Raw genomic sequence first — 15,241 nt, 5'->3', positions numbered from 1 at the left:
GCCGGCGATGCCGCTGCAAGGTCAGGGCAAAGCCTCAAAGCGCGCCCTCGCGCAACTCAGCGCGCGATGCCGAGGCGCGCCTTCGCGTCGTCGTATTCCTTCGCGAGACGCGCGACCAGTTCACTCACGCTCGGCACGTCGTCCATCAGGCCGACACCCTGGCCCGCGCCCCAGATGTCTTTCCACGCCTTGGCTTTTTCGCTGGCGAAGTTCATCTTGGTCTTGTCGGATTCCGGCAGCGCGTCCGGATCGAGCCCCGCGTTGACAATGCTCTCGCGGATGTAATTGCCGTGCACGCCCGTGAACAGGTTCGTATAGATGATGTCCGACGCCGTCGAATTGACAATGGCCTGCTTGTAGCTCTCCACCGCGTGCGCCTCTTTCGTCGCGATGAAGCGCGTGCCCATGTACGCGAGGTCGGCGCCCATGGCCTGCGCGGCGAGAATCGAGCCGCCGTTGGCAATCGCGCCGGAGAGCACGATCGGGCCGTCGAAAATCCGCCGCACTTCGCCGACGAGCGCAAACGGCGAAGTGGTGCCCGCGTGGCCACCCGCGCCCGACGCCACCAGGATGAGGCCGTCGGCGCCCGCTTCGAGCGCTTTTTGCGCGTGCCGCAGATTGATCACGTCGTGCAGCACGATGCCGCCATAGCTATGCACCGCATCGACGATCTCGCGCGCCGGCGCGCGCAGGCTCGTGATGAAAATCGGCACCTTATGCTCGACGCACACGCGCACGTCGTGTTCGAGCCGCGTATTCGATTGATGAACGATCTGGTTGACGGCAATCGGTCCGACCACCGCGTCAGGATGCGCCGCCTTGTGCTCGGCGAGCTGCGTCTGGATTTGCGTGAGCCATTCGTCGAGCAGTTCGGCGGGGCGCGCATTCAGCGCCGGAAACGAGCCGACGATGCCGGCCTTGCACTGCGCCAGCACGAGCTCGGGATAGCTGACGATGAACATCGGCGAGGCGACGACGGGCAGCGCCAGATTTTGCAGAACGGCGGGCAAAGCCATGGTGCGGGTCTCCTGATTGACGAGCCGGTGCGCGCAAGGCGCCCGGCTATGGGTGAGTTTAGCGGCAATGCGGCGAGCGGCACGTTGAGGCCGGCCAAACCGCGGACGGCACAAGCGCAGACGCCAAAACCGCAGACCGCGACGTTGCGCCTGGCCGCTCAAACGTTTAAGAACGATCGTTCGATTATAGGCGAAGCGCCGCTGCCGCGTTCGCCAGAACGTTTAGAACGGTTGGAAGGAGTGTTCAGGTTCTACGCCTGCGTGGGCTAACCCACCTCGGGCGGACACGCTGGGCTTTTACAATGCACGGACTTCAAACGACACGAGACCGCTCATGCCCTTCGACCATTTCACGCCCTTTCGCGTCGTCGCGGGCGATACGGATATCTTCGGAGTCAAGGGCGGGGCAGGGCCGCCGCTTCTGCTGCTGCACGGCCATCCGCAGTCGCATCTGATCTGGGGGCGTTGTGCCGCGGAACTGGCCCGGCACTTCACGGTGATCGCCACCGATCTGCGCGGCTACGGCGCCTCGGGCAAGCCGCCGAGCGACGCCGCGCACACGCCGTATTCGAAACGCGCGATGGCCGCCGACCAGGTCGCCGTGATGCGCCACTTCGGCTTCGAGCGCTTCCTTGTTTGCGCGCACGACCGCGGCGCGCGCGTCGCGCATCGCATGGCGCTCGACTACGCGGACGCCGTCGAGCGATTGATGCTGCTCGACATCGCGCCGACGCTCGCCATGTACGAAGCCACCGACCGCGCGTTCGCCACGCATTACTTCCACTGGTTCTTCCTGATCCAGCCCGAGCCACTGCCGGAAACGCTGATCGGCGCGAATCCAGCCGCCTATGTCGATGCGGTGATGGGCGGCCGTCACGCGGGCCTTGCGCCTTTCGAACCTGCGTCGCTCGATGCCTACCGCGCGGCGCTCGCGCAGCCGGGCGCGGTGCACGCGATGTGCGAGGACTATCGCGCGTCCGCAAGCATCGATCTGGAACATGATCGTGCCGACATCGAGCGCGGGCACAAGATTGCGTGCCCCTTACGCGTGTTGTGGGGCGAGAAAGGCGTGATCGAAAAGTGTTTCGACGCGCTCGCTGAATGGCGCCACGTGGCGCGCGACGTGAGCGGCCGCGCGCTGCCCTGCGGCCACTACATTCCCGAAGAGGCGCCCGAGCAACTCGTCGCCGAAATGCTGGCTTTTTTCGAAGCGGTTGAGCGGTAAACGCGCGGTGAGCGCGCGAGGTTTTGCCGCCGCCGCTTAGCCGAGCGGCGGCAGCCGCCGCGCGACCGGCGTCGATTTGACGATGGCCGTGCTGGTCTCCGCGCGCTCGGTGACCTTCGAGAGAATCTCGTCGAGCTGCTCGATGGAATGCAGATAAAGGCGGCAGATGAAGCAATCGTCGCCCGTCACCTTGTCGCATTCGACAAACTCCGGAATTCGCCGGATCACGTCTTCTACCAGATGCAACTGCCCCGGCAGCGGCTTCACGCGGACAATGGCCTGCAGCGTGAAGCCGAGCGCGCGCGGGTCGAGTTGCACGGTGAAGCGCTCGATCACGCGTTGCGCCTCCAGCCTGCGGATGCGCTCGGCCGTGCTGGGCGCGGAGAGTCCGACGAGCCGCGCCAGTTCGCTGACGGGGCGGCGCGCATCTTGGGCGAGCGCGGCGATGAGCGCGCGGTCGATTTCGTCGAGCGACACAGGCGCCGAGGGAGCAAGGCGTTTTGTCATGACAGCCTTCGAATATGAGGTTTAGTTGCGCTGGTGCTTAAGTTTAGCCATGTATTCGGCGAATCGGATTATTTACACTGCTTGCCATGCAGGAATCCATTCGAGGATCGAACCATGGCTTCAAACGAAATCCGCCGCGGCGCAGCCGAGATGACTATTGCCATGCTGATGTCGGGCACCATCGGCTGGCTGGTGGTGTCGTCGCAGCAAAGCGCCTTCAATGTGGTGTTCTTCCGCTGCATTTTCGGCGGCGCGACGCTCGCGCTCGTGTGCGCGATGCTCGGACTCTTCAGGCGCCGCCTGTTCTCGTGGAAGATGCTCGGGCTTGCGCTCCTAGGCGGCGCTGCGATTGTCGCCAACTGGGTGCTGCTGTTCGCCGCGTACTCGCGCGCGTCGATCTCGATGGCGACCGCGGTCTACAACACGCAGCCCTTCATGCTCGTCGCGCTCGGCGCCGTGGTGTTCCGCGAGCGCATTAGCGCGTCGACGGTGGTGTGGCTAGTGCTCGCGTTCGTGGGGCTCGTGTTCGTCGTCAAAGTCGAGCCTGCCGTACTGGCCGTGCCGGGGCACTATCTGACCGGCATCGCGTATGCAGTCGGCGCGGCCGCGATGTATGCGGTGTCGTCCATTATCACGAAGCGTTTGAAAGGCACGCCGCCGCATCTCATCGCGCTGATCCAGGTGTTGCTCGGCGTGGTGATGCTGGCGCCGCTCGTGCGTTTCGACGCACTGCCCGCTACCGGCGTGCAATGGCTCGAGCTGATCGTGCTGGGTGTCGTGAACACGGGCCTCATGTATGTGCTGCTGTACGGCGCGATCCAGAAGCTGCCCACCTCCATGACCGGTGCGCTGTCGTTTATCTATCCGGTGGTCGCGATCATCGTGGACAGGATCGCGTTCGGGCAGACGCTCGCGTGGATTCAGGTGCTGGGCGCGGTGCTGATTCTGCTGGCCGCCGCGGGCGTCAATCTGGGTTGGCGGATCGTGCCGCAAAGGCGTGTGCCATCGGTTTGAACGAGGCGCTTTCCGCGGATGCTACGGATTGCAAACGAACCTGTTTGTTCATATCAGCCGACTAATGATTCGTAAGATGGGCACGAGGCCCGGCCCATTTGGCCGCGTGTATGCGGGTTAACAGCCGTCGTCATGCATCTGTAGGGAAATCACTGATGCGGCTCAAAATCGCGCGCGCGTATGATTCAGTGAGACGCTGATCACGTCCGACAGAATTTCCGCCGCTCGCCGTAACAGGTTGAGCGGCTTTCTTTTTGTGGCGGCGCTTTCGCGTGTGCTTTTGCGTGCGCTATCGCGCGGGCGCGTGCCCGGCAACACGAACGACGATCGACTCGCCGTCCACCGTGAGCGGCCCATTCGCGCCGGCCAGTTCATCGACAAGACCCTTCAGAAGCGCGGGCCATTCGCCGCGCGGCTTGAGCATCGATGCCGCTGCGCGCATCGCCGCTGCGTCGTCGAGCATGCGCAGCAGCGACGCGAAACTCGTTGCGCGCACATCGAGCAGTTTGAAGACGATCAGCACCTTCAGCGCGTTCTTCGCATTGCGCGCCGGATCGGCACGCAGCCACGCGAGCCGCGAGAAGGCGCGCTCCAGCGCCGCGTCAACCTGGGCGAACGGCGCGCCATGGCCGGGAATCACGAGGCGCACGTCGAGCGCGGAGATGGCGTCAAGCACCGCCTGCTGCTCCGCAAAGCCGCTTTCGCCTTCCAGTTCCGGAAAGATCACGCCGAAGCCGTTTTCCCACAGCGCGTCGGCGCTGATCAGCAGGCGCTCTTCGGCGCAATAGAGCATCAGCGAATGCGGATCGTGGCCGGGCGCGCCGAGCACCTGCCAATCGAGTGAGCCGAGCTGCAGCGTCGCGCCTGGCGCGATCGTGCCTGTGAAGCCGAAGCGCTCGCAGCGCTGCGCGGTCGCGCGAAAAGTCAGGCGCGTTTCGTCCCAGTGGCGCACGGCCTCGGCTTCGCAGGCAGGAATGAGGGTGCGGCACGGCCACGTCGCTTGCAGGAGCGCATTGCCGCCGCAATGATCCGAATGCAGATGCGTGTTGACGATCAGATCGAGCGGGCGGTCGCCGAGCGCCTGCTGCACGAGCGCACGCGTTTGCTGTGCATGGGTCGCATAGCCGGTGTCGATGAGGGCCGCGCACGCGTCGTCGACGATCAGCACGTTGTTCGACGAAAGCCAGCCGCGCTCGAACACGCGCACCGCTGCGGGCAACGTGTTCATGGCGCGCTGCTGCCGTTGCCAGCTTCGGCGCGGGCCGGCGCGTCGGGTTTCGGCATCACGAGAATGGTCGACGCGCCGACCACGGCAACTTCGCCGCGCTGGTTTTTCACCGTGCCGTCCAGATGCGTGAGGTCGCCGTTCAGGCTTGGCTTCCAGTAAGCATCGCGCACACGCCACGTCATGACGAGCGTGTCGCCCGCGTGCGCGGCCTTCTTCAGCTTGATGTCGAATTCGAGGCCGAGCGGCTGCGCGTAGGTGGAAAAGTGCGTGGCCAGCAGCGCCATGAAATGCGCGGTGGGCTGCGTGCCGGACGCGATGAGGCCGCCAAAGCGGCTTTGCGCGGCATAAGCGTCGTCGTGGTGCAGCGGGTTCAGGTCGTTGACGAGCGTCGCGAACGACTTCACCGAATCCGCCGACAGCGTGAGCGTCGCGCTGAACGTCTCGCCGACGGTGACAATGCGCGGCGGCGCGTTCATCGCTGCACCTTCGTCTGGCTGGCGATGAATTCGGCATGGCGCGACGCCAGCGCGTCCCACACCGCGCGTTTCTCGTCGTCGTCGTAGAGCGACCAGCCGGCAATTTCGTCGATGGTGCGCAGGCACCCTTCGCACCAGCCCGTCGACGCATCCATGCGGCACACGTTGATGCACGGCGACGGCACGCCACCGCCTTTCGTCGCCTGATCGTCTGCTGCTGTCATCGGATCAGGCCGTTTCGCGCAGCGCCACGTCCGCCACCGGCGCGCCCGTCAGCGCGATCAGTTCTTCAGCGGTCAGATTGAACACCGCGTGCGGATGGCCGGCGGCGGCCCAGAGGCTGTCGAGCGCGAGCAGATCTTCGTCGATCAGCGTGACGGGTTCCACGGCATGGCCGACGGGGCACACGCCGCCTATCGCATAGCCGGTATTTTCGCGGACGAACTTCGCATCCGCGCGGCCAATTTCGCCGACGTGCGCCGCCACCTTTTTTTCGTCGACACGATTGGCGCCGCTCGCGACGACCAGCACCGGCGCGCCGTCTTCGCGGCGGCGAAACAGAATCGACTTCGCGATCTGCGCGACCGAGCAGCCGAGCCCGGCGGCGGCTTCGGCGGATGTCTTGCCGGTTTCCGGCAGCATGACGATTCGCCCCGCGTGACCGCGTTCGCGCAACAGCAGCGCGACGCGGCGTGCGGAGTCGGGCAGGGCGGTGAGGTCGTCGGCGTCGAGAAAAGCGTGGTCCGTCATCGTTTGGGTCCTGACTTTGGGTGCGGATCTGGGTTCATGATGTTGCGGGAGTACGTCTGTTTCCAAATGCGTGGAAGTGTTTCCGAGCCGGGCACACTCACACGCAGTTGGCCGCCGCTTCGCTACGCGCCTTGGCGAGCAACGCCTTGCCCGCGCGCGATACGTTCGGCCGGCCGATCGTCGTCGAAATGAAATCGCCGATGGCCACCACCTGCGCGAGGTCGATGCCGGTTTCGATGCCGAGGCCGTTCATCAGATACAGCACGTCTTCCGTCGCGACATTGCCGGTGGCGCCCTTCGCATACGGGCAGCCGCCGAGTCCGGCCACCGACGCGTGATAGATCTCGATGCCTTCCTGCAGCGCCGCGTAGATGTTCGCAAGCGCCTGGCCGTAGGTGTCGTGGAAATGCCCGGACAGACGCTCGCGCGGAAACACGCGCGTCACGGCCTCGAAGATTTCGCGCGTGCGCTTCGGCGTGCCGACGCCGATCGTATCCGCAATGTCGATCTCGTCGCAGCCGAGTGCCGCGAAACGTTGCACCACGTCGACCACCGACGCCACCGGCACCTCGCCCTGATACGGACAACCCAGCGCGCACGAAACGCTGCCGCGTATGCGCAGGCCGTGTTCCTTCGCTGCTTGCGCGACCGGCACGAATCGCTCGATGCTTTCCGCGATGCTGCAATTGATGTTTTTCTGCGAGAACGCTTCGCTGGCGGCGCCGAAGATCACGATCTCGTCGGCGCGCGCGGCAAGCGCGCCTTCGAAGCCGCGCAGATTCGGCGTCAGCACCGAATAGATCGTGCCGGAACGACGCTCGATGCCGGCCATCACCTCGGCGCCGTCGGCCATTTGCGGCACCCATTTCGGCGACACGAACGAGGCCGCCTCCACGTTGCGAAAGCCGGCCGCGGAAAGACGATTGATCAATTCGATCTTGGTCGCCGTCGGGACGAACTCCTTCTCGTTCTGCAACCCGTCACGCGGACCGACTTCGACGATTTTCACTTGCTGGGGTAGGGCCATGATGTGTCTCCGCAAAGTTGTAGTGACGGCGCTTGCTCAAGGTGTTTCGGCGCTCAATAGCCACGCTCGATATTCACCACGCCGCTGACCGCTTCACCTCGTTCGAGCGCGAGCATTTTGCCGGCGATCTGCGCGACGCTTTCTTCGCGCAAGGTCAGCGCGGACATGTGCGGCGTGATGGTAATGCGCGGCTCCTGCCAGAACGGATGATCCGGCGGCAGCGGCTCCTGCCGGAACACGTCGAGCGTGGCGGCCGCGAGTTGGCCACTCGCGAGCGCGTCAAGCAGATCGGCTTCGACGAGATGCGCGCCGCGCGCAACGTTGATCAGGTACGCGCCGCGGGCGAGCTTCGAAAACGTACGGGCGTTCAGCACGTTCGCGGTGTCCGGGGTATGCGGCAGCAGATTGACGAGTACTTTCGCGCCGTCGAGAAACGCGTCGAACTGGGCTTCGCCGGCGAACGCGGCGATGCCTTCCACCTCTTTCGCGCCGCGGCTGTAACCGCGCACGGGCAGGCCGAATGCCGCGAGCGTTCGGGCGACATGCGTGCCGAGCACACCGAGACCCAGCACGCCGACCGTGAACGCTTCGCGCGGGTGCGGATCGAGCACGTGCCAGCGGCGCTCGCGCTGCAGCGTTGCATATTCGTCGAAGCGCCGCAGATAACGCAGCACCGCGTGCGTCACATATTCGGCCATTTGCGGTGCCATGCCGGTGTCTTCAAGGCGGATCAACTGCGCATTGCGCGGCAAGCTGCCGGGTTGTTCGCGCTCGAGCGAGAGAATGGCGTCGACGCCCGCGCCCAGATTGAAGATGGCGCGCAGATCGGCGCGGCCGGCCAGCATCTCGCGCGGCGGCCGCCAGACGACAGCAAAGTCTGCGGGCGCGGTGTCGCCGGGTTGCCATTCACGCAGGCCGGCGTGAGGCAGCGCTCGCGCGAAGTCATGCAGCCAAGCGGCAGCTTCGGCGTCCGGCATATAAAAGAGGATTTTCATGCGGCTTCACCGTGGAATGCGCCATGGCTCCGGCTGGCGCGACAAGCCGCGCGCACCCGGCAGGGCGGCTCTGCGGATCGCGACGGCTGAGGCGCGGCGCGCGACGCTGGCGACATGAGGGCTCCTCCTTTTATAAGCAGGCTTCATTCTACTTTTTCGCCGGCAATCCCGCGCGCTTGCGCACGACCGTACGCAGCCGCGTTCGCCATCCGCGCAGCTTCCGCCCATAAACAAAGCACAAAAACTTGGTTCGTCGGCGCGCCTCGCGGCGGGACAATGGCTGCCCGGTTTCCCTTTGCGAGGGACAGACATGCTTTCATGCTCCAGATCGCCGTGGCCGCCGCGGCTCGTGACCGTTCCGGGCCTGCACGGCAGCGAAGGCGCACATTGGCAGACGTGGCTCGAGCGCCAGTTCGCGCGCTCGCTGCGGGTCGAACAGGTGGACTGGGACGCGCCTGACGTCGCAGGCTGGGCCCACTCGTTGCGCGAGCTGCTCGCGCGCGAACGCGGACCGTTCGTGCTGGCCGCGCACAGCTTCGGCTGCCTCGCGACCGCCCACGCGTTGCAGCAGGCATCGTATGCGAACGAGGTGGTCGGCGTACTGTTCGTCGCGCCCGCGAGCCCGCAAAAATTCGCCTTCGCGGGGCCGTTCGAGGCGCGGCGCCTCGGCGTGCCGTCCATTCTGATCGGCAGCGAAACGGATCCGTGGATGCCGCTTAGCGGCTCGCGCGAACTGGCGCACCGGTTCGGCAGCGCCTTCGTCAATCTCGGCGACGCGGGGCACATCAATACCGCAGCGGGATTCGGACCGTGGCCGAGGGCCAAGTATTTCATCGACACGCTGGTGCACTGCGCGGCGCCGCTGCGATTTGGCGACGAGACGCTGGAGGTCGCGCAGCACGCCCTGGTCTGACGACGCGCGCCGTGTTGGGCACCGCTTGCGCGGCGCGGCGCCGACAGGCGATCCGCTAGAATCCCGCTTCATGCCGCGACGGTGCGGCCACGGGTTTTATCATCGACAGCGGGGACAACATGGCAGGCAGAACGGGGACTTCGCGCTGGCTGGCGGCCGGCGTTACGGCGATCACGCTCGGCTTCGGGCTTGGCGGCAGCTCAGCAGCGCTCGCGGATACGTCGCTCATGAACGTGTCGTACGACGTGACGCGCGAGTTGTACAAGGACATCAATGCCGGCTTCATTGCGGCCTACAGGCAAAAGATCGGTGAAACTGTGTCGATCCGCCAGTCGCATGGCGCGTCGAGCGCGCAGGCGTTGTCGGTATTGCAGGGCTTGCAGGCCGACGTCGTGACGATGAATCAGCCGAACGACATCGACCTGCTCGCCGAAAAAGGCCAACTGGTCCCGGCTAACTGGCGCACGCGCCTGCCGGACGACAGCGCGCCGTACACCACGACGATGGTGTTTCTCGTGCGCAAGGGCAATCCCAAGCACATCAAGGACTGGGACGATCTCACGAAACCCGGCGTGCAGGTGGTGATCGCCAATCCGAAGACATCCGGCAATGGACGCTACACGTATCTGGCCGCGTGGGGCTATCGCAAGCAGCATGGCGGCACGGACGCCGACGCGCTCAACTTCGAAAAAGCGCTCTTCCGGAATGTGCCGGTGCTCGACACGGGCGGCCGCGGCGCGACGACGACGTTCACGCAACGCGGCATCGGCGACGTGCTGGTGACTTTCGAGAACGAGGTCGCGCTGATGAACAGCGGCGTGGGCGCGGGCAACTTCGAGGCGGTGTATCCGTCGGTGAGCCTGCTCGCGGCGCCGCCGGTTTCGATCGTCGACAAGGTGGTCGACAAGCGCGGCACGCGCAAGGAAGCGCAGGCGTATCTCGACTATCTGTGGTCGCCCGCCGCGCAGGAGATCATCGCGCAACACCATCTGCGTCCGCGCGACAAGAGCGTGCTCGCGAAGCACGCGGCGGAGTTCAAGCCGATCAAGACCTTCACCGTCGAAGAAATGTTCGGCAGCTGGCAGAAAGCGCAGCAGACGCATTTCTCCGACGGGGGGACTTTCGATCAGATCATCGTCGACAGGAAGTAACGCGCGTTACGCGTGGTCGCAGCCGTGCTCGCAGCCGCTCCTGTCGAGCGGCATCTGCTGCGCGGCTTCGGCGCGAATGCCGAGGCGCGCGAGCAGCTTGCGGTCCGCTTCGGCTTGCGGATTGCTCGTGGTCAGCAACTGATCGCCGTAGAAAATCGAGTTCGCGCCCGCGAGGAAGCACATGGCCTGCAGCGCTTCGTCCATCTGCTCGCGGCCCGCGGACAGGCGCACCATGGCACGCGGCATCGTAATGCGCGCAATCGCGATGGTCCGCACGAATTCGAACGGATCGATCGATTCCGTGCCGGTCAGCGGCGTGCCTTCCACTTGCACCAGATTGTTGATCGGCACCGACTCCGGATACGGGTCCATGTTCGCCAGTTGCGCGATCAGTCCGGCCCGTTCGCGGCGCGACTCGCCGAGGCCCACAATGCCGCCGCAGCACACGTTGATGCCCGCATCGCGCACGCGTTCAAGCGTGTCGAGGCGATCCTGGTAAGTACGCGTCGAAATGATCTGGCCGTAGAACTCCGGCGACGTGTCGAGATTGTGGTTGTAGTAGTCGAGGCCCGCCTCGCGCAGCGCCTGCGCCTGGTGCGTTTCCAGCATGCCGAGCGTCACGCAGGTCTCGAGTCCCATCGCCTTCACGCCGCGGATCATGTCCTTGATCGGCTCGAGATGCCGGTCTTTCGGATTGCGCCACGCGGCGCCCATGCAGAAACGGGTCGCGCCATTTTCCTTCGCGGCTTTCGCGGCGGCGAGCACTTCGTCGACCGGCATCAGCTTGTCGGCTTGCAGACCGGTGTCGTGATGCACCGACTGCGGACAGTACGCGCAGTCTTCCTCGCAGCCGCCGGTCTTGATCGACAGGAGCGTCGACAGTTGCACGGTGTTCGCGTCGAAATGTTCGCGATGCGTTTGCTGCGCGCGAAACATCAGGTCGTTGAACGGCAGTTCGTACAACGCAACAATGTCGGCGACGCGCCAGCGCGCGAGTTGTTGGGTCGCGGCATCGGCATTGATGGCTGTGCCCGCGGACGACGGAGCGATGTTCAGTTGGGTCATGTGGTCGATCCTCATGAATGGATGTGATGTTCGATTCAGCGCTGCGCGTCACGCAGCGTTTGCAATAACCGTGGAATGTCGAGCCGTTCGGCCGCGAGTTCGGCCGATGCCGGGCTCAAATGCGGCACGATGCCGAGCAACGGCGCGTGATGTTCGCGCGCGAGATGCTCGCGGATCGACGCGATGTTTTCGTCGGGAAAGGTCATGTCCGGATCCACGCGGTTCGCGACCCACCCGGCCAGCGTGAGTCCGCGCGCGGCGATAGCCTCGGCGGTGAGCAGCGCGTGGTTGATGCAGCCAAGGCGCATGCCGACGACCAGCACCACCGGCAGCTTCAGGGCGACGGCGAGATCGGCGGTGTCGCGCGTCGCCGTCAACGGCACGCGAAAGCCGCCGACGCCTTCCACTACGACGACATCGGCGCGCGTCAATGCTTGCCGATGGCACGCGACGATATGTTCGATATCGAATGCGACGTTTTCCAACGCCGCCGCGATATGCGGCGCGGCCGGTTCCTTCAGCAGATACGGCGTGCGCATGTCGGGCGGCAGCAGCACGTTCGACGCCGCGTCGAGCTGATCCGCGTCTTCGTTATGCAGTTCGTCATTCAGCATGAACGCGCCGGCGGCGATCGGCTTCATCGCGGCCGCCTTCAGGCCCTCGCGAACGAAGCCTCGCAGCAACGCAGACGAGACGAAGGTCTTGCCGATTTCGGTGTCCGTGCCGGTGACAAACACGGACAGGGCGGAATGCGCAGAGGTCATGCGGCCAGCGCTCCTGTCTGTTGCAAGCCCGCTTCCAGCCGGTCCAGATCCGCGTGCGAATGCGCGGCGGACAGCGAAATGCGCAGGCGCGATGTGCCGGTGGGCACGGTCGGCGGACGGATCGCGGGGACCCACAAACCTGCTCGATCGAGCGACGCGGCGATCTCGAGCGTGGCCTCGTTCGCGCCGATGATGAGCGGCTGCACGGCCGTGTGCGAATCGACCGGCAGCCACGGCGTGGCTTTGAGCATGGCACGCGTGCGTTCGATCAATTGCCGCAGATGCGCGCGCCGCTCATCGCCTTCGGCGCCGCCGATGATGCGCAGGCTCGCCGACACCGCGTGCGCGGCGGCCGGCACGGAAGCCGTCGTGAAAATGTACGGACGCGCGCGCTGCACGAGCCATTCGATCACCGTCTCATGCGCCGCCACGAATGCGCCCGACACGCCGGCCGCTTTGCCGAGCGTGCCGATCGAGATCAGATTGGGCGAGCGCAACGCGGCCTCGGCGATCGCACCGCGCCCTTGCGGACCGAGCACGCCGAAACCATGTGCATCGTCGACGATCAGCCATGCGCCGTGCTTTTCCGCGAGTTCGAGCAGGCGCGGCAGCGGCGCAATGTCACCGTCCATGCTGAACACCGTATCGGAAACGATGACCTTCACGTCGGCGTCAGACGCGTCGAGCATGGCGCTCAACGCTTCCATATCGCAGTGCGGATAGATCTGCACATCTGCTCGCGACAAACGCGCGCCGTCGATCAGCGAAGCATGGTTCAGCGCATCGGAAAAGAGCGTCGTGCCGCGGCCCGCGAGCGCGGTGAGCGTCGCGAGGTTCGCCATGTAGCCCGTGCTGAAGTAAAGGGCGCGCGGCGCGTCCACGAATCCGCCGACGAACTCCGCGAGGTCGTCTTCGAGTTGCGCATGCGCGCGCGAGTGGCCGCCGAGCAGATGCGAGCCGCCGCTGCCCGCGCCATAGCGTTGCGCGCCTTCCGCGATGGCTGCGATCAGTTGCGGATGCGCGGCGAGGCCGAGGTAGTCATTGCTTGCAAAGCCGACCATCTCGCGGCCGTCGACTGTCATGTGAGCGGCGCAAGGCGTGTCGGCGGTGCGGCGGCGACGGCGCAAGCCGCGCTCGTCGATTTCCTTGAGCCCCTGCGAAAGTTTGTCGAGGAGATGCATTAGCGGACCTCCGCGAGCGTGGCCTCGAACGTTTCGCGCGTGCGCGAGGCGAGCAGCGCAAGTTCTTCGTCGTCGAGAATGTAGGGGGGCATCAGGTACACCGTGGTCGCAATGGGGCGCAGCAGCAGCTCACGCTGCAAGGCGTTTTCGAAGAAGCGGCGCGAAAATGTTTTGGCATGCTCAGCGTTTTCGATGGCTGCGTCGAAAGCGAAAATCGTCCCGCACTGACGCAGATTGCGCACGTGCGCATGGTCCTGCAGCGGCGCAAGCGCTGACCTCAGTTTCGCTGACTTGTGCGCGTTGGCGGCGAGCACGTTGTCGCTCGCGAACAGCTCGAGCGTGGCGAGTGCCGCACGGCACGCGAGCGGGTTGCCGGTGTACGAATGCGAGTGCAGAAAGCCGCGAGCGGTATCGTCGTGATAGAAGGCCTCGAAGATTTCGTCGCGCGACAGCACGATGGACAGCGGCAGATAACCGCCGCTAATGCCTTTGGACAGACACAGGAAGTCCGGCCAGATGCCGGCCTGTTCGCAGGCGAAGAAGGTGCCCGTTCGTCCGCAGCCGACGGCGATTTCATCCGCGATCAGATGCACGCTGTACTGGTCGCACAATGCGCGTAAGCCGGCGATATACGACGCGTCGTGCATGGCCATGCCGGCGGCGCATTGCACGAGCGGCTCGACAATCAACGCGGCGATTTTCGCGGCGCGCGCTTCGAAGAGCGAACGCACGTGTTCGAGCGCGCCACGCGCGACGTCCGCTGCCGACTCGCCCGGTTGCGCGAGTCGCGCGTCCGGCGAAGCGACGACGTGCGCGTTGCGGATGAGCGGGTCGTAGGCGTCCTTGAACAGCGCGACGTCGGTCACGCCGAGCGCGCCGATCGTCTCGCCGTGGTAACTGTTAGCGATGCAGACGAATTCCTGCTTGTCGGCGAAACCGCGATTGCGCCATGAGTGGAAGCTCATTTTCAACGCGATTTCGACGGCGGAGGCGCCGTCCGATGCGAAGAACGCATGGCCCAGCGTGTTATGAGTGAGCGCGCCTAGGCGCTCCGCGAGTTCGACGGCGGGCTCGTGCGTGCAGCCCGCGAGCATGGCGTGTTCGAGGGTATCGAGCTGATCCTTCAGTGCCGCATTGATGCGCGGATTGGCGTGGCCGAACAGATTGACCCACCACGAACTGATCGCATCCAGATAACGATGACCGGCGCGGTCGTAGAGCCATGCGCCTTGTCCGCGCGCGACGGGCACGAGCGGCAGGCGCTCGTGATGCTTCATCTGCGTACACGGATGCCAGACCGCGCGCAGGCTGCGGGCAATCCAGTCTTCCGTCGATGTAGGTGATGTTGCTGACATTTCCAAGAGGTACTCCCAGGGATGCATGTTGCCGCTGCCGTGGGGTGTTTCTTTTGTCAGGTTTTTGGGGGCGCAACGCGGAGATTCTAGGCGCTGCGCCGGGCCGGTCGGCTAGCGTGCGGGGTCGAGATTAGCGGTTTCTTTGGGGCTTTGCACTAGCGGGTTGCCTGGCGTTTGGGCTTGTGCGGCGGCGGTTTGCGGCGGTTCGGCGCAGCTCGTTGGGGATACGGAAGGAAGGGTGTGGATGGGCGGAGTTAGCGACGACAAAGTATTGGGCGTAGTGGGGGAGGTTTCGGGTGGATTGTCTGAACGGCGCCCGGCACGGGCTGCAATGACCGCCTCGACCGACCGTCCTTTTTGGCCTTCTACCGGTCCAATCACGGTGTTATGAAAAGCAACCACCGTCAGGCTGTTGAGACTTTGAGCCAGAACCAGCCTGCTTGGTCTACTTCATCCAAGCCCGCATATACGGCTCGTTGTCGGCCGAATGCAAACGGCGAAAGACGGCATGGTTGCTGCCGTCGCCGTCACAGATCTCGGCAAGCAGGCGGCGTCGCCGGAATGATGCTTCGAC

17 protein-coding genes are annotated in these 15,241 nt (G+C 65.0%); 5 read left to right on the top strand and 12 right to left on the bottom strand.

What is annotated here, in order from left to right; all coding sequences use genetic code 11:
- Positions 1-56: 56 nt before the first annotated feature.
- Complete coding sequence (locus tag ACEN8U_RS12805) at positions 57-1,016, bottom strand: nitronate monooxygenase family protein (protein ID WP_310104797.1); 960 nt, start codon at positions 1,014-1,016, stop codon at positions 57-59.
- 48 nt (positions 1,017-1,064) lie between these two features.
- Here ACEN8U_RS12805 and ACEN8U_RS12800 point away from each other — a divergent pair, with 48 nt between their 5' ends.
- Positions 1,065-1,286 (top strand): hypothetical protein, encoded by a 222-nt coding sequence (locus ACEN8U_RS12800; RefSeq protein WP_310104800.1) that lies wholly within the window; start codon positions 1,065-1,067, stop codon positions 1,284-1,286.
- 64 nt (positions 1,287-1,350) lie between these two features.
- A complete protein-coding gene (locus ACEN8U_RS12795) occupies positions 1,351-2,241 on the top strand; it encodes an alpha/beta fold hydrolase (RefSeq protein ID WP_015001450.1) in 891 nt (296 codons plus the stop codon).
- Positions 2,242-2,277: 36 nt separating this feature from the next.
- Here the strand turns inward: ACEN8U_RS12795 and ACEN8U_RS12790 are convergent, their stop codons facing one another.
- Complete coding sequence (locus ACEN8U_RS12790; protein ID WP_310104803.1) at positions 2,278-2,748, bottom strand: Lrp/AsnC family transcriptional regulator; 471 nt, start codon at positions 2,746-2,748, stop codon at positions 2,278-2,280.
- 114 nt (positions 2,749-2,862) lie between these two features.
- On the opposite strand from ACEN8U_RS12790, the gene ACEN8U_RS12785 reads away from it, so the two are divergent.
- Entirely contained in the window at positions 2,863-3,762 is a 900-nt protein-coding gene (locus ACEN8U_RS12785) for a DMT family transporter (RefSeq protein WP_015001452.1), read from the top strand.
- Between the two features lie 289 nt (positions 3,763-4,051).
- Here ACEN8U_RS12785 and ACEN8U_RS12780 read toward each other — a convergent pair whose 3' ends face one another.
- From ACEN8U_RS12780 to ACEN8U_RS12755, 6 genes are all read right to left on the bottom strand, one after another.
- The gene (locus ACEN8U_RS12780) at positions 4,052-4,990 is read right to left on the bottom strand and encodes an MBL fold metallo-hydrolase (protein WP_310104806.1); all 939 of its coding nucleotides are present in this window, start codon (positions 4,988-4,990) and stop codon (positions 4,052-4,054) included.
- The gene (locus ACEN8U_RS12775; RefSeq protein ID WP_015001454.1) at positions 4,987-5,466 is read right to left on the bottom strand and encodes a MaoC family dehydratase; all 480 of its coding nucleotides are present in this window, start codon (positions 5,464-5,466) and stop codon (positions 4,987-4,989) included. Before ACEN8U_RS12775 ends, ACEN8U_RS12780 begins: the two co-directional genes overlap by 4 nt.
- A complete protein-coding gene (locus tag ACEN8U_RS12770) occupies positions 5,463-5,690 on the bottom strand; it encodes a DUF1289 domain-containing protein (protein WP_013586910.1) in 228 nt (75 codons plus the stop codon). The genes ACEN8U_RS12775 and ACEN8U_RS12770 overlap by 4 nt, the downstream gene beginning before the upstream one ends.
- Positions 5,691-5,694: 4 nt before the next feature.
- On the bottom strand, positions 5,695-6,216 hold the full coding sequence (locus ACEN8U_RS12765; RefSeq protein WP_310104811.1) for a YbaK/EbsC family protein: 522 nt from the start codon (positions 6,214-6,216) through the stop codon (positions 5,695-5,697).
- A 97-nt stretch (positions 6,217-6,313) separates the two neighbouring features.
- The gene (locus ACEN8U_RS12760) at positions 6,314-7,243 is read right to left on the bottom strand and encodes a hydroxymethylglutaryl-CoA lyase (protein ID WP_041744860.1); all 930 of its coding nucleotides are present in this window, start codon (positions 7,241-7,243) and stop codon (positions 6,314-6,316) included.
- A 53-nt stretch (positions 7,244-7,296) separates the two neighbouring features.
- Complete coding sequence (locus ACEN8U_RS12755; protein WP_310104814.1) at positions 7,297-8,238, bottom strand: glyoxylate/hydroxypyruvate reductase A; 942 nt, start codon at positions 8,236-8,238, stop codon at positions 7,297-7,299.
- A 310-nt stretch (positions 8,239-8,548) separates the two neighbouring features.
- Here ACEN8U_RS12755 and ACEN8U_RS12750 point away from each other — a divergent pair, with 310 nt between their 5' ends.
- Both ACEN8U_RS12750 and ACEN8U_RS12745 read left to right on the top strand, forming a co-directional pair.
- Positions 8,549-9,151: an alpha/beta hydrolase gene (locus tag ACEN8U_RS12750; protein WP_310104817.1), complete on the top strand. Its 603-nt coding sequence runs from the start codon at positions 8,549-8,551 to the stop codon at positions 9,149-9,151.
- Positions 9,152-9,270: 119 nt separating this feature from the next.
- Positions 9,271-10,302, top strand: a complete 1,032-nt coding sequence (locus tag ACEN8U_RS12745; RefSeq protein ID WP_310104820.1) for a sulfate ABC transporter substrate-binding protein — start codon at positions 9,271-9,273, stop codon at positions 10,300-10,302.
- Positions 10,303-10,308: 6 nt separating this feature from the next.
- Here the strand turns inward: ACEN8U_RS12745 and bioB are convergent, their stop codons facing one another.
- The 4 genes from bioB to bioA are packed head-to-tail and all read right to left on the bottom strand — an operon-like array spanning position 10,309 to position 14,673.
- The gene (gene bioB, locus ACEN8U_RS12740) at positions 10,309-11,367 is read right to left on the bottom strand and encodes a biotin synthase BioB (protein WP_041744864.1); all 1,059 of its coding nucleotides are present in this window, start codon (positions 11,365-11,367) and stop codon (positions 10,309-10,311) included.
- 35 nt (positions 11,368-11,402) lie between these two features.
- Positions 11,403-12,131, bottom strand: a complete 729-nt coding sequence (bioD, locus tag ACEN8U_RS12735; protein WP_041744866.1) for a dethiobiotin synthase — start codon at positions 12,129-12,131, stop codon at positions 11,403-11,405.
- Positions 12,128-13,312 carry an 8-amino-7-oxononanoate synthase gene (bioF, locus tag ACEN8U_RS12730; protein ID WP_310104825.1) on the bottom strand — a complete coding sequence of 395 codons (1,185 nt, stop codon included), beginning with the start codon at positions 13,310-13,312 and terminating at the stop codon, positions 12,128-12,130. Before bioF ends, bioD begins: the two co-directional genes overlap by 4 nt.
- Positions 13,312-14,673: an adenosylmethionine--8-amino-7-oxononanoate transaminase gene (gene bioA, locus ACEN8U_RS12725; protein WP_310104828.1), complete on the bottom strand. Its 1,362-nt coding sequence runs from the start codon at positions 14,671-14,673 to the stop codon at positions 13,312-13,314. Before bioA ends, bioF begins: the two co-directional genes overlap by 1 nt.
- Between the last annotated feature and the right edge of the window lie 568 nt (positions 14,674-15,241).

The organism is Paraburkholderia phenoliruptrix (genome assembly GCF_047325075.1).
GTDB lineage: Bacteria > Pseudomonadota > Gammaproteobacteria > Burkholderiales > Burkholderiaceae > Paraburkholderia > Paraburkholderia phenoliruptrix.
This window is presented reverse-complemented; position numbering and strand designations above follow the sequence as displayed.

Coding starts and splice junctions, on each gene's coding strand:
- ACEN8U_RS12805 (WP_310104797.1), bottom strand. CDS start 1,016: ATGGCTTTGCCCGCCGTTCTGCAAAATCTGGCGCTGCCCGTCGTCGCC.
- ACEN8U_RS12800 (WP_310104800.1), top strand. CDS start 1,065: ATGGGTGAGTTTAGCGGCAATGCGGCGAGCGGCACGTTGAGGCCGGCC.
- ACEN8U_RS12795 (WP_015001450.1), top strand. CDS start 1,351: ATGCCCTTCGACCATTTCACGCCCTTTCGCGTCGTCGCGGGCGATACG.
- ACEN8U_RS12790 (WP_310104803.1), bottom strand. CDS start 2,748: ATGACAAAACGCCTTGCTCCCTCGGCGCCTGTGTCGCTCGACGAAATC.
- ACEN8U_RS12785 (WP_015001452.1), top strand. CDS start 2,863: ATGGCTTCAAACGAAATCCGCCGCGGCGCAGCCGAGATGACTATTGCC.
- ACEN8U_RS12780 (WP_310104806.1), bottom strand. CDS start 4,990: ATGAACACGTTGCCCGCAGCGGTGCGCGTGTTCGAGCGCGGCTGGCTT.
- ACEN8U_RS12775 (WP_015001454.1), bottom strand. CDS start 5,466: ATGAACGCGCCGCCGCGCATTGTCACCGTCGGCGAGACGTTCAGCGCG.
- ACEN8U_RS12770 (WP_013586910.1), bottom strand. CDS start 5,690: ATGACAGCAGCAGACGATCAGGCGACGAAAGGCGGTGGCGTGCCGTCG.
- ACEN8U_RS12765 (WP_310104811.1), bottom strand. CDS start 6,216: ATGACGGACCACGCTTTTCTCGACGCCGACGACCTCACCGCCCTGCCC.
- ACEN8U_RS12760 (WP_041744860.1), bottom strand. CDS start 7,243: ATGGCCCTACCCCAGCAAGTGAAAATCGTCGAAGTCGGTCCGCGTGAC.
- ACEN8U_RS12755 (WP_310104814.1), bottom strand. CDS start 8,238: ATGAAAATCCTCTTTTATATGCCGGACGCCGAAGCTGCCGCTTGGCTG.
- ACEN8U_RS12750 (WP_310104817.1), top strand. CDS start 8,549: ATGCTTTCATGCTCCAGATCGCCGTGGCCGCCGCGGCTCGTGACCGTT.
- ACEN8U_RS12745 (WP_310104820.1), top strand. CDS start 9,271: ATGGCAGGCAGAACGGGGACTTCGCGCTGGCTGGCGGCCGGCGTTACG.
- bioB (WP_041744864.1), bottom strand. CDS start 11,367: ATGACCCAACTGAACATCGCTCCGTCGTCCGCGGGCACAGCCATCAAT.
- bioD (WP_041744866.1), bottom strand. CDS start 12,131: ATGACCTCTGCGCATTCCGCCCTGTCCGTGTTTGTCACCGGCACGGAC.
- bioF (WP_310104825.1), bottom strand. CDS start 13,312: ATGCATCTCCTCGACAAACTTTCGCAGGGGCTCAAGGAAATCGACGAG.